13 protein-coding genes are annotated in these 13,117 nt (G+C 40.4%); 6 read left to right on the plus strand and 7 right to left on the minus strand.

Annotation, left to right across the window (positions count from 1 at the left end):
• Positions 1 to 16: 16 nt before the first annotated feature.
• Positions 17 to 619, minus strand: coding sequence for a TerD family protein (locus ACRRMM_RS15660; RefSeq protein WP_008342134.1), 603 nt, complete (start codon positions 617 to 619; stop codon positions 17 to 19).
• A 417-nt stretch (positions 620 to 1,036) separates the two neighbouring features.
• Between ACRRMM_RS15660 and ACRRMM_RS15665 the strand changes: the two genes are divergently transcribed.
• Together ACRRMM_RS15665 and ACRRMM_RS15670 are read left to right on the plus strand one after the other, a co-directional pair.
• On the plus strand, positions 1,037 to 2,029 hold the full coding sequence (locus ACRRMM_RS15665) for an LLM class flavin-dependent oxidoreductase (RefSeq protein WP_108611521.1): 993 nt from the start codon (positions 1,037 to 1,039) through the stop codon (positions 2,027 to 2,029).
• A 213-nt stretch (positions 2,030 to 2,242) separates the two neighbouring features.
• Positions 2,243 to 3,283 carry an acyltransferase family protein gene (locus ACRRMM_RS15670; protein WP_108611522.1) on the plus strand — a complete coding sequence of 347 codons (1,041 nt, stop codon included), beginning with the start codon at positions 2,243 to 2,245 and terminating at the stop codon, positions 3,281 to 3,283.
• Between the two features lie 19 nt (positions 3,284 to 3,302).
• Here ACRRMM_RS15670 and ACRRMM_RS15675 read toward each other — a convergent pair whose 3' ends face one another.
• Both ACRRMM_RS15675 and ACRRMM_RS15680 read right to left on the minus strand, forming a co-directional pair.
• A complete protein-coding gene (locus ACRRMM_RS15675) occupies positions 3,303 to 4,085 on the minus strand; it encodes a glucose 1-dehydrogenase (protein WP_108611523.1) in 783 nt (260 codons plus the stop codon).
• Between the two features lie 112 nt (positions 4,086 to 4,197).
• Positions 4,198 to 4,626 (minus strand): cell wall hydrolase, encoded by a 429-nt coding sequence (locus ACRRMM_RS15680; protein ID WP_008342138.1) that lies wholly within the window; start codon positions 4,624 to 4,626, stop codon positions 4,198 to 4,200.
• A gap of 539 nt (positions 4,627 to 5,165) precedes the next feature.
• On the opposite strand from ACRRMM_RS15680, the gene ACRRMM_RS15685 reads away from it, so the two are divergent.
• Positions 5,166 to 6,227 carry a DUF4352 domain-containing protein gene (locus tag ACRRMM_RS15685; protein ID WP_428828754.1) on the plus strand — a complete coding sequence of 354 codons (1,062 nt, stop codon included), beginning with the start codon at positions 5,166 to 5,168 and terminating at the stop codon, positions 6,225 to 6,227.
• 306 nt (positions 6,228 to 6,533) lie between these two features.
• On the opposite strand, the gene ACRRMM_RS15690 is transcribed toward ACRRMM_RS15685, so the two are convergent.
• The 3 genes from ACRRMM_RS15690 to ACRRMM_RS15700 form a co-directional block, all read right to left on the minus strand.
• Complete coding sequence (locus tag ACRRMM_RS15690) at positions 6,534 to 6,752, minus strand: hypothetical protein (protein ID WP_226650748.1); 219 nt, start codon at positions 6,750 to 6,752, stop codon at positions 6,534 to 6,536.
• Positions 6,753 to 6,851: 99 nt separating this feature from the next.
• On the minus strand, positions 6,852 to 8,033 hold the full coding sequence (locus tag ACRRMM_RS15695; RefSeq protein WP_017366551.1) for an ABC transporter permease: 1,182 nt from the start codon (positions 8,031 to 8,033) through the stop codon (positions 6,852 to 6,854).
• Positions 8,033 to 8,773, minus strand: coding sequence for an ATP-binding cassette domain-containing protein (locus ACRRMM_RS15700; RefSeq protein ID WP_017366550.1), 741 nt, complete (start codon positions 8,771 to 8,773; stop codon positions 8,033 to 8,035). The genes ACRRMM_RS15695 and ACRRMM_RS15700 overlap by 1 nt, the downstream gene beginning before the upstream one ends.
• 160 nt (positions 8,774 to 8,933) lie before the next feature.
• On the opposite strand from ACRRMM_RS15700, the gene ACRRMM_RS15705 reads away from it, so the two are divergent.
• Positions 8,934 to 9,635, plus strand: coding sequence for a LytR/AlgR family response regulator transcription factor (locus ACRRMM_RS15705; protein ID WP_017358602.1), 702 nt, complete (start codon positions 8,934 to 8,936; stop codon positions 9,633 to 9,635).
• A 182-nt stretch (positions 9,636 to 9,817) separates the two neighbouring features.
• On the plus strand, positions 9,818 to 10,612 hold the full coding sequence (locus tag ACRRMM_RS15710) for a sensor histidine kinase (RefSeq protein ID WP_234884857.1): 795 nt from the start codon (positions 9,818 to 9,820) through the stop codon (positions 10,610 to 10,612).
• Positions 10,613 to 10,648: 36 nt separating this feature from the next.
• Here the strand turns inward: ACRRMM_RS15710 and ACRRMM_RS15715 are convergent, their stop codons facing one another.
• Positions 10,649 to 11,578 carry an aldo/keto reductase gene (locus tag ACRRMM_RS15715; protein WP_008342143.1) on the minus strand — a complete coding sequence of 310 codons (930 nt, stop codon included), beginning with the start codon at positions 11,576 to 11,578 and terminating at the stop codon, positions 10,649 to 10,651.
• 466 nt (positions 11,579 to 12,044) lie between these two features.
• On the opposite strand from ACRRMM_RS15715, the gene ACRRMM_RS15720 reads away from it, so the two are divergent.
• Entirely contained in the window at positions 12,045 to 13,085 is a 1,041-nt protein-coding gene (locus ACRRMM_RS15720) for a DUF4352 domain-containing protein (RefSeq protein ID WP_017366547.1), read from the plus strand.
• The last annotated feature ends 32 nt before the right edge of the window (positions 13,086 to 13,117 follow it).

The raw sequence follows: 13,117 nt of genomic DNA on the forward strand, positions 1-13,117 counted from the left end.
AACCTCTCCCTTCTAATTAAATGTAGTTTCTCGTAATATCGGCAAGCTTCGCATCGTTTGTACCATTTCCTACAGCTACAAACTTCCACTCATTCTCGTGGCGATAAAGCTCTCCAACGATTAATGATGTTTTACCTGCATATTCATCTTTCAAATTATATTTCACTAATTCTTGATTGTTTGAACGGTCAACAATTCGGATGTAAGCATTTTGAATCATACCAAAGTGTTGGTTTCTTCTAAGTGCATCATAAATGTTCACAACGAACACCAATTTATTCACATTGCCTGGTACCTTGCTTAAGTTGACGAGGACTTGTTCATCATCTCCGTCTCCTTCACCTGTCAGGTTGTCACCTGTATGTTCAACACTGCCGCATTTGCTTTTCAAGTTACCAAAGTAAATCAGATCTTTATTTTCAACAAACTTATCATTTTTCAGCATCAGCACTGAAGCGTCACAATCAATATCAGCGCCGCCTCCGCCGCCAAACAGCTTTCCAAGAAAACCGCCGCCTTGTGATACAGGGTCCCAGCCAAGTCCAACTAGAATATTGGTTAGTCCTGCTTTTCCTTTTGTTAAATCAATACGTTGACCTTTTTCTAATGTAATCGCCAAATCAATCACTCCTCCAGCATAATAAAAATCTATTTATTAAGCGATGGACCCTATTAAAATCATCATACATGAAAATTCGACAAAATTCATGAAATGACATTGGAGCCTCTTACTCTTTTTTCTATTTACTAGTATATACGATCTATGTATAAAAGAGGTTTCAATATGATGATATTTTTTTAAAGAAAGATCCATGGCAAAAATGATTCATGTCGTAAAAGAAGTGTTTCATGTGAAACATTGTCGAATGTTCCCGTTACAAAGCCTCTCGCTTAAAAACAGGGCGCGCATCCACTTCATATGTTGATATAGAAAATTCATGTACATAGCTGTGATAAACCCTTTCATTTCCTTCCGTTCATGACTTTCTTTATACTTATGGATAGAATTCAACGTATTGATGAAAGGGTGTTGATGATGCCATCACTTCATATATTAGATCAAGTCGCCATCCCTAAAGGCCAATCCGCACAAGAAACATTGGTTCATACGACAGAGCTGGCCAAGCTTGCGGAAACACTGGGGTATGAGCGGTATTGGTTTGCTGAACACCACAGCACGAGAGGACTCGCGAGTACAGCACCTGAAATATTAATGGCACATATTGCTTCACACACATCGACATTGCGCACAGGCTCTGGAGGGATTTTACTCCCGCAGTACAGCCCTTTTAAAGTAGCAGAAGTCACCCGCCAGCTTGAAGCCCTTTACCCTGGGCGGATTGAGATCGGGGTTGGTAAATCCCCAGGCGGAATTGAACGGACGAGACTCGCTTTGACAGACGGCGTGAAGAAAGAACTGTCTCAATTTGACCGCCAGCTGGAGGACCTTCTTTTTTACTTATCTGACAGCCTGCCTTCTGGTCATCGGCATGCAGGAGTGAAAGCGGCTCCGCTCATTGATTCTTATCCGCCAGTCTGGCTGCTTGGACTCGGGGAAAACAGTGCCATCCAGGCGGCATCACTTGGAATCAACTATATTTTCGGACATTTTATTCATCCTGCACGAGGCCAGCAAGCTTTTGAAGCGTATCGGTCACACTTTTCTCCATCCGTTTTCTCACGTCAGCCTCAGTCTATGTTTGCTGTCTTTGTGATCTGCGCAGACACAGACGAGGAAGCAAGCCGCATTGCCACCAGTACAGACTTATGGCTACTTCGGGTTGAAAAAGGGCTGGACAGTCACGTTCCTTCTATAGAAGAAGCAGAGAACTATCATTACACTGAACAAGAAAAGAAAAAAGTGTTACAAAACCGCCAGCGAATGATTGTTGGCTCAAAGCAAACAGTGAAAGAACAGCTGCAAATCTTAATGGACCGCTATCAAACAGGCGAGATCATGATATTAAACAATTCATTTGATCCAATGGAAAAACAGCGTTCCTTCGAACGAATCGCAGAACTATTTTGAAGCCAATCTTTCGTTGGCTTCTTTTTTTACATTGTCATAAAAAATGGGAAATGTAACATCGAGATGTCAAAACGCTTCCTTCTGTCATCTGATCGCAAATGTGTCTTCTAATCGTTAGCGAACTGTAAACGCATTGTAGGTGTACCTTTTATATAGTAGAGGTACATATGAAGTAACGGTTTACAATGCTGAGATGGAAGGAGATGACTGGCCATGAATAAACGACTCGACTGGGTGGATGCGGCTAAAGGAATCGGCATTCTGCTCGTCGTTATGGCGCATGTACCCATTCCTGATTCATTCAAGCAATTTATATACTCTTTTCATATGCCACTCTTCTTTTTACTATCAGGTATGATGTTTCGATCATCCTCACAACCTGCTATGTCATTTATACAGAAAAAAGCGAAAAGCTTGCTCTTACCTTATCTCTATTTCTCCATTATTACGTACGTTTTCTGGTTCACGGTGACCCGATTTTTCGCCTTTAAAGGGCAAACAGATATTGATCCCTTCGTTCCATTTACGGGAATTTTCATTTCAAATGCCGATGAAGCAAGACTGACGCATAACCCAGCCATCTGGTTTTTAACGACGCTCTTTTTAGTAGAAATGTTGTTTTTCTTAATGCATCGTCTGACAAAAGGAAAACCAGCTGTATTGATTTTACTGACCGTCCTTTGCGGTGGAGCCGGATATGCTTCCACGCTATTGTTAAACCAGAGTCTCCCTTGGAATGCCAATGTTGCGTTAACGGCTGTTGTGTTTTATTCAATCGGATTTTTAGCAAAACAATGGTTTGTGGAATTAAAAACAGATCCTACCCTTCTGTTATGTACAGGTCTGCTTGTACTGACTGCATATATGCAAAGCTTTAATTCACGAATTGATATGCGGGTCAATGACTATGGGGATCTATTCATTTTTTATGCTTGTGCACTGCTCGGTTCAGCTGCTGTTATTTATTTAAGCTTCAAATTGAAAACGTCCACGATATTGACGTATCTCGGACGTCATTCCATTGTGATTCTCGTCCTGCAATTTGCCGGTCTCGATATCATGAAGGCATTTGTTTATTACGGACTAGGCATCAATATCTCTGATACAGCGCAGCTTTCTTGGACGCTCTTTTATACGATCGGTACATTGCTGCTCATGGTGCCATGTATCTCTTTCTTGAGCAAGTATCCTATGCTGCTCGGCAAACCAGCAAAAGCAGCACACCGCTACAAAGAAAAAACATCCGCCGGCTAATGGGGCGGATGTTTTGCTATTATTCATCATTTAATTGAGAAGGATAAAGCGTCATTCCTCCATCAACAAATAATGTAGTACCTGTAATATAGGCCGCTTCTTTCGATACGAGAAATGCAGCGGCGGACCCAATCTCTTTCGGATCGCCAAACGTTCTCATTGGAATTTTCTCAAGCTGCTTTTGTTTTTTCTGTTCATCTTGAAGGTCGTCATTTGATTCCGTTGCCATTGTACCTGGTGCAATCGCATTGACCCGAATACCCGCTTCGGCATAATCAAGAGCCAGCGTCTTCGTCATCATATTCATTCCTCCTTTAGAAGTAGAGTAATGAACATTGAACGGACGCGGGATCTCTTGATGGACACTGGATATATTCAAGATTGATCCTTTCACATCATGTTCCATCATATAGGCAATCGCTGCCTTTGCTCCTAAAAATGAGCCTGTGATATTCACATCAATGACCTTTTGCCATTGTTCCAGCGTCATTTCATGCGGCATTGCTTCTTCACCATTAAATCCCGAATTATTGACGAACACGTCTAATGCGTTAAAATTCTCCAGCGCGGCATCCATTAACGCCTGAATTCCTTCCTGTTTGGAGACATCAGCGTGTACTTTCACCGCTTGACCCCCTTGCTGCTGAATGGCTTGTACCGTTTCTTCAGCACCCTCTTCATCACCTTTATAATTCACAACCACGTTCATTTGTTCTTGTCCAAACCTCAAGGCGATGGCTTGTCCAATCCCTTTAGAAGAACCTGTCACAATGGCTGTTTTCCCTTTTAAATCTTGATACATCTTCATTTCCTCCAATCACGTGCTTCATCTTGTTGATACACAATGGTTACCCATTTTGAAAAAAAGAAAAACACAATCCTCTTGAATACAAAGGATTGTGCTGTTCATCAAGCTAAAAGGTGTTATAAACATTCTCGCAAGTTTCAGCTGTGGGCTGGTAAAAGCAATGTGACTTATACCTTGCCACAAACGGCTGATTGTACCAAGTGGATGGACAATTTCCAGGCGGTTTAAAATACCAAAGACTGAATTTCGCAGGCCAAAATCGTTCACCATTAATGTTCCTCCGTGCAAGTGTCTTTTCACTTTCTCGTGCTCGCTGATAAAAATAACCATGCGTGACTGCCTCAAACGCATGCTCCTGGTAAATCATTTGTGGAATCGTACGCAGCCCTTTAAAGTCAGAACAGTTGGCACGCAAACGATTGATGCCTACATTTCCTACAAGCAGCATCCCTTGTTTCCCTTCACCTTCCGCTTCGGCTCTCAGCAGTCTGGCCATTAAATCAATATCAGAGCTTGTCGCTCTTACCACTGCCATACATCCACCTCCCATTCATTTCTCTTTTATTTTATGTAGGGTTTCTGTGTAGATGACTGCCATTTTGAAGGGAAAAGACACATTCCGTGTCGAGAGCCTGTCTAAATACCTCAACATTTCGCTGGACAAGTGTCTCTCTGTCAACAACACACAAACCTAGTGATCATACACATCACAGGAAAAAATATTCATTACTAACGACTCATTTACAAGTCATAAAAATCCTTCTATTTGCTACATCTTCTTCAAAAACAGTCATTTGAACCTATTCAATAATCCGACTCAAAACCTTAAAATATAAAATGTTGAGTTTTTACAGGAGATTTCAAACAATAAAATACACATTTCTCCTCTCAACATAGTGTCATTTTTACTACTTGAAGTGGATGAACCTTTCGAACGCACTGAGGTATTGACAGTACTTTCGCTTCATTCTACAGTAAAAAACATACAGTATTTTTCTTTTTGTGCAAAAAGAATGATATGAACTAAAGCTTTCCAATGAAATTCACCATAAAACCCGAGGAGGAAAACATCTCATGTTTAAAAAGAAATTATCCCTGTTTCTTCTGATTTTGTGTGTAACTGTTGTCGCTGCTGCTTGTAGTGGTGGAAAAGACAAAACTGCTGCGAAAGAAAGCGATACAAAAAAATCCCTTGATGCAGCTGAAGTAAAAGTAGAAAGTGCTGAGTACACTTTACCACCTCAATACGATACATCTGTTCAGGATGATCAATATGTCCTAAAAGTGAATGTATCTGTAAAAAACATCAGCAAAGAACCATTGAATGTGGATAAAAGCAACTTTACGCTTTACCAAGATGACGCTCAGGTGTCTACCATCTCTCCTGATGACTACAACGAAGTATTATCTTCAAGCTCTCTAAATGCAGGTAAAGTATCAAAAGGCGGTCTTTTCTTTGTGGTTGATAAAGAAAAAGACTATCAATTGGTTTACGCAGAGCCTGGTTCTGGATCGAAAAAAGATGACAAAACACTAGAATTCGATATTAAAGGAAAAGACTTGATGAAAAAGGCAGATACACTTCAAGCGTCTGCAAAAGCCCTTTCTTCTTATATTGATGTCATGATCTTTGGTAAGAAAAATGACGATTTCGAAAAACTAACAGGTGATAACAAATCAACTGTCGTCAACGAATTTGATAAATCATTCAAACAAGGCTACATTTCTTCTTCTGGTATTTCATCTAGCTCAGCAAAAGACGAAAACCTTGATAAGCTTCTAAAAGCTGTGAAAGAAACATTAGCTGAAAAATCAAAAGTATCAACGAAAACAAAATCAATCAGCGGTGATAAAGCTGTCGTGACTGTGACACTTACACCAATTGATGCAAGCCCGCTTGTCGATCGTTTAAAAGAAAAAGCAACTGAATTCTACAGCAAAAATCGTACAGCATCTTATGATGATGCACAGAAATATCTACTTTCTATCTATCCAGATGAATTTAAAAAATTAGGACCATCATCTTCTGAAGAAACAGTAGAAGTGAACATGAAGAAAAACGACATCGACCAATGGAAACTTGATTTGAACGACTACAAAACAAGCTCATTGGTTGAAAAGTTCATCAAGAACTAAAGAAAAACCCCCGTTTCCCGGGGGTTTTCTTTAGTCTTTTTTCGATTGATGTCTATATTTGATTCCGACATACAAGCAAGTAAGGAAGAAAATGGTGACCCACACCCACAAGACATTCACCATCAATAATGTGGTGGCTACTACAATCAAAATTGTGAGATCTAATTTTTTTTCTAGTTTTTTATGGGTGAGAACGAAAATGATTAGTAGAAAAGCGATGAAACAGGTGATTCCATAACTGAAAGCTGCGGGCAATTTTCGCACCTCCTTATTGTAAGGCGTATACTGACAAAAGGATACAACATACTATGAAGATAAATTCCCCTTTTCAGCATCATATCCTTTTATGATGTCAATCGGATCAACTGCATCATCTTCTTGTATGTATTCCTCTACATAAGGAGTGATTAATTTCTCGAACCTTTGCTCATCGTCTACTAAAGCAATATAAGTTTCATCGCCTTCATAGTCAGATTGGAATAAATGTGCAACAGAACCTAAAGCTCTATCAATTGCATTTCTCAATTCTATCAGCCCTTTTTTATCACTCACTTAAACATACAAAACAAAAAACTTGTAGAAAAAATCTACAAGTTCTTCATTTCTATCAATGAAATGTTCTTTCTATTTCGCCAGCATCCATTTCTCTTTCATAAACAAACTTCTCACGATGACAAACAAAATCATCACTGTCAGCGCCGAGGAGCCGAGCGTCAGGGCAATCGACATTGGGTCAACGATGCCAAACATCAATTGCTTGCATAGTGCGTGAATATTAAGGAATGGGATCGCAAAGTAATACGTATCTAGCTGCGTAGCGCCTGCTCTCATGGTGAAAAACATCGGAATCACACCTAGTGTAATAATCATGGACATGTACGACTGTGCTTCTTTCACTGAGCTTGAAACGACACTGAGCAGCAGTTCAATCATGGATACCATGAATGAGAAAATAATTAATGCCGCAAACATAACACCGATGATGCTCCATACTTGATCTCCGAAGTTCAGCGCTTGTTTCAGCTTTTCTGTAAAGAGCAATGTAGAGAGCAGCAGCATACCAATCGCCACAATGCCACTTAATATACCAAACATAGAAACAGCTAGCCATTTTCCAATTAAAAGCTGAAGTCTGCTGGCCGGTGTCAGGAATAAAGCTTCAATTGACTTTCTATCCTTTTCACCTGCTACGATATCAAGCGCAGCTGGCAAAGCACCTGAGATCACGGACGTCACTAAAATCATTGGAAGGAGAATCGACAGCAGCATGGTGGTCACACCGTTTTCTCCATCCCCGTCCTCTCCTTCTTGCACATCAACCGATTGCACCTCAAACGGATGAATCACTGACGATTTGATCTGATCCTGTGCCAAACGCTTTTCTACGACTTGATTTTGATATTGCTCCAGCAACGATTGCAGCATTTGAACCGCAATCACTGAATCATCATCTGTTGGATACCCATGGACTTTAATGGCAAACGATGTTTGATGCTGAAGCATATCGCCTGCATCTTTTGGTATTTCTAGATAAGCATTTGCCTCACCGTCTTTAACGGCTTGCTGCGGGTCATCAAATGTTTCAAGTTTCAGGTTTTTCACTTCTTTGATCATGTCATTCATATCGGACGGAAGCTTTTCATTGATTGCGACTGTATACGTTTTATCGCCTGGATCAGCGATCATGCTTTCGTAGAAAAACACGAGTCCGAGCATCGTCAAAAGAGGGATCAACACTGTTAAGAGCAACGTTTTCCTGTCTCTGAGAGAATCTGTCATTTCTTTTAAAAAGACGGTTTTCCACATTATACATTCCCCCTTGCGAGCTTCGACATAAAGATGTAATTCAAGTCTTCACTTTGTTCCTGTGCATATAATTCTGGAAGCGTTCCTTTGTACACGAGCTCCCCTTGATGAATCATCATGACACTGTCACAAAGCAGGCTGACTTCTTCCATGATGTGGCTTGAAAATAGAATCGTTTTATTTTGCTGTTTCAGCTGATGAATAAACTCTCTGAAAATATTACTCGATGTGATATCTAAACCTGTTGTTGGTTCGTCAAACAAAATAATGTCAGGGTCATGAATCAATGTTCTGGCAATCGCCACCTTTTGTTTCATCCCTCTTGAAAATCCTTTTACCTTGCGATCCATGTACTGCCTCATCCCGAATCGCTTTGCCAAATCCTCAATTCTTGCTTTGATTTCATGCTGATCTAAGCCATATAATTTCCCAAAGTATTCAAGGTTTTCACGAGCCGTCAAACGGTCATAAAGTCCCGTCTCGCCGCCAAATAAGACCCCAATTCGCTTCTTCACTTCAGTTGCTTCTTTGACTGTATCAAAGCCTGCAACATTGACTGTTCCATGCGTAGGCTCCAATAATGTCGCAACGGCTCGTAATAATGTGGTTTTCCCTGCACCATTTTCTCCTAAGATGCCGACGACTTCTCCTTCCTTCACGGAGAACGTCATATGTTTCATCGCCTTTACGACTTTTTTCTTATCTGTAAACCAGCAACTACAATCGCTGAGAGTAATCATTTGGTTCGCCCCTTTCGACTATCTACGTCTATGATAGAAAAAATACCGCCTGACTGACATAAAAATGTCGCGAATCGTCCTTTTTCTGTCTTGAAATGATCCATTTTAAAAAACAAATGGTAAAATAGACAAATAATAAGAAGAGTCATAGGTGATTTTTATGATAAAAGTAGGTCTTGTCGATGATTACCGAGTGGATTTAGAAAAGCTGCATGCCATTGTCGGCAGAATGGATGCCGTTGACATCGTTTTTGTGACGCAGTCAGCGGAGGAGGCATATGAGAAGGTCAAACAGGGAGACATTGATCTATTGTTTGCAGACATTGAGATGCCTGGCATGTCAGGCTATGAATTAGCAGACCTTATTCACTCTCATGCACTGAATGTGGATGTTGTATTTGTGACGGGAAACAGTGGGTATGCTGTCCATGCCTTTGATTTGAATGTCCATGATTATATTATGAAGCCTTATCAAGCTGATCGAATCGCCAAATCCTTAGAGCGCTACATGTCCACCAAGCAGGAGAAAAGCATTCACGGACGGCTTCTCATCAAACAGCAATCAGATATCCATGTACTGCAAAAAAAGGATGTCATCTTTGTTGAACGTACTGGCAGGTCGACGACCATTGTCACAACAACAGGAGATATTCAAACATACCAAACTCTCAACGAGTTAAAAGGTGATTTAGCTGAGAAAGACTTTATCCGCTCCCACCGCTCGTTTATCATCAATATTCATTACATTAAGAACTTTTCGGCGTATGCCAAAAATTCATTTATCGTGTCTTTTGAAGGGACTGATAAAAAAGCCATGATGACGAAGCAGCAATTAGAATACTTTAAGAAATACTACTTTTAAGGAGAACGAACGTGAACGCTTTCTATCTTGGATTTCGCATATATACGCTCATCTGGCTGGGTCTTGCAGTTCAAGCTTCTGCTAAAGCTGTTCTGCCTTTGTCATCAAGCATGGTTTGGCTTCTGACCTTTTGCATCTTGTGCCTTTACACCTTTTTCATTTACAAAAGGTTTTGGCTAGGTATGAATGGTTACATGATATTAGGCGCTTTTGTGCTCATTACCTGTTCAGGCATTTCACTTTTTCTCACGCATGGAAATGGACTAAGCCATCTTTTAACTGTCATCATCATTTTGACAGCCGATCTCCTTTCCTTCAAGATAATGCAAACGGAGCAACGATTAAATGGACGGCTTCAAGAGCTGATTCATGCTGAGTCGAGAACCAATGACTTGCTGCTTGAGCTGCGAAGTAAACACCATGAAACAGCTAGACATTTAAATGCCTTTTCCGCATCGAATGACGAGCATGAGATCAAAGATTTGATTCAGCAATATGTGAAACATTTCCCTTGGATCAAAGGGGAAAATGCTTATTTGGCCTCAACCCTTCATTCCTTTTTCCAGCGGGCTGAAAAAGAGGACATCGCCCTTTCACTAGATCTTCAAGCACCCTTTTCTTCTCTGCCTTTTTCTAAGGCGGATCAGGTGAGTTTTACTGGCAACCTGCTTGATAACGCATTAGACGCCGCCATTGAAGCGAAGCAAGCTGGGAACGAGGGAAGCATCTCGATCACGACTTCCATACGGAGCGGGCTCTTTTTGATTCATTGTGAAAACAGTACGAAGGGAATGGAAAAACACGTATTAGATCATCTGTTTAAGACGTTTGGCCGCTCGACAAAAGGCGGTGATCATCAAGGTATGGGTACTTATATCATTCATCAGCTTGTTGAAAAGGCAGACGGCACGCTTGATTTTACGTATCGTTCTCCAAACCTGAGGCTCGTGATCAAGATTCCTCTCACAATGGCATAAAAAAATAAGGTGCTGCTTGGCACCTTATTTTTTATATTATGAAAAGATCTGATCGATTTCGTTGATTTCTTCTTTTGTTAACTGAACATCGTTTGTTTTCAAGTTTTGTAAGACTTGCTCGGCTCGTTTTGCACCCGGAATTATGGCATCAATGCCATCCTGCGCCAATAGCCACGCCAGCGCTACATGAGCTGTTTCGGCATGTTTTGATTGCGCAATGGCCTTCAGCTTGTCTACTTTTTCGAGGTTTTGAAGGAAAGCATCACCTTGGAAAAGCGGGTCCTTTGCTCGAATATCATCAAATGTCGCATCCTTTGTAAACTTCCCGGTCAACAGGCCTGACGCCAATGGAAAATAAGGGATAAAGGAAATCCCATGCTCCACGCAGTATGGGAGAAGGTCTTGCTCGGCCTGACGTTTCAGCAGAGAATACTCTGATTGAAGCACGTCTAGGTATCCATCTCGATTAAAGGTTTGAAGCTGTTCAAAATCAAGGTTTGATGCCCCAATTGCCCGGATTTTCCCCTCATCCTTCAATTCCTTTAAAGTACCGGCTACTTCATCCAGCGGCGTGCGACCGTCTGGGAAATGCATATAGTACAAATCAATATAATCGGTTTGCAGCCTCTTCAGGCTGTCTTCGACCTGCTGTCTTAAGAAATCTCGGCTATTATCCAGTTCAATTTGTCCGTTTACTTCTTTATGAGCCCCTTTTGTCGCAAGAACCAGTTCTTTTCTGCCGCCTCTTTTGGCAATGATCTCGCCAATCAATTCTTCTGAACGGCCCAGCCCATAAATAAAAGCAGAATCTAAGAAATTGACACCATGATCAAGAGCTGTTTCTACTAGCTCCCGCCCTGCATCTTCACTCAGATTCGGGAATAAATTATGCCCGCCTACTGCATTTGTTCCAAGCCCTATCGGATTCACCTGTAAATCAGTTCGTCCAAGCGTTACTTTTTTCAAAAGCTCATCTCCCTTATCTGCTTAATCATCCTTATTTTCCCATGAATCATTTTCAACATTCAAGTATTCTGCTCTCTGAAAATCAATCTGGAGGTGGACGCTTTGAAAGAAAAAAGTTTTGCGATGTGAATTCTAACACATCTTTTGAAATGAAAACTACCTCCATTTCAAGAATTTTATACAAAAAACATTTAAAACCCATGATAAATAGATAAATTAATTCTTATTAACTAGTATATTTTACTTATTAAATTCCGTTTTTTATAGGTATTTGTGTAAAAATCTATTAAAGATAGGGACTAAAACCTATTCCTCATCACGAATGAAATTCGATAGAATGAATAGTGCAAATCGTCATTAGGAGATTTTCCCCTTTAACACCCGAATATACCATTCTATCTGTTTCTTTTTTCTTAGTCAGATAGCGGGAAGAAAATGACGAAAGAAAAGCAAAGGAGCATCAACTGTGAATCTTAAAAAAATAAGTGCACTCCTCATGATTTCATTCGTGATGATCATCTCTGCAGCCTGCCAGAGCTCAGCAAAATCAACAAAGGCTGACCAAAAATCAACAAAAACAGCAGAGGTAAAAGTGAATAGCTACGAATATACGTTACCAGAAGACTCAACAACTACCCTGCGGGACAATGAATTGGTGTTAAAAGTCAACCTGACGATCACGAACAAAGGTGACAAAGCCCTTTCATTATATAACTCTGATTTCACCCTTTATCAGGACGATGCCAAAGTCTCTGATTTAAAATTCTACGGCAGTAAAGACCGCCTTGATCTTGGGTCATTGAACAAAGGGAAATCACTATCAGGAGCTCTTTATTTCCTAGTAGATAAAGGCAAAAAATATCAGTTCGTGTACCAAGATAGCATCAAGAAAAACAGCGATTCGATCGAAATTGAACTAGATGGCGAAAAGATACTGGATACAGCGAAAAAGCTAGATAACCCAGCAAAAGCACTATCTGCTTATACAGATATCATTGTTTTTGACAAAAAGAATGATCAATTCTCAGAATTAACAGGTGACAATCAATCAGATGTCGTTAATAAATATCACGAAATGTTTGTGAAAGACTTCAAGAGAAGTGCAGGCATATACGGAAACGAAGTCAGTGACCGCGATATTTTATCCATGTACAAACGCATGCAAAATACAATGAAGGATAAAGCGAAAGTGGAAACAAGTGTGAAAACCATCTCAGATGACGAAGCGAAGGTTGTCGCTCAAGTAACCGGTATTGATGCTTCTAACTTAAAAGACAAACTAGACAAACAAAGAGATGAGTTTTACAACGGCAAAATCCGTTCGAAAGAAGAATTGTATAAGAAAAGCTTGAATATGTACGCATCTGAGTTTGAAAAGCTTCCTCCAGTCTCAAGCCCTGCTGAGTATGAAGTGAAAATGAAACGTAACGGAGATGGTCAGTGGAAAATTGACCTCAATGATTATAATACAGAGCAATACATGAGTGGTTTTATTAAAACAAGATGATGAAAAAAAGACGCTGGCTCCTTGAAAGGTGC

It is taken from the genome of Bacillus sp. XT-4, from assembly GCF_050864245.1.
Lineage (GTDB): Bacteria > Bacillota > Bacilli > Bacillales > Bacillaceae > Bacillus > Bacillus altitudinis.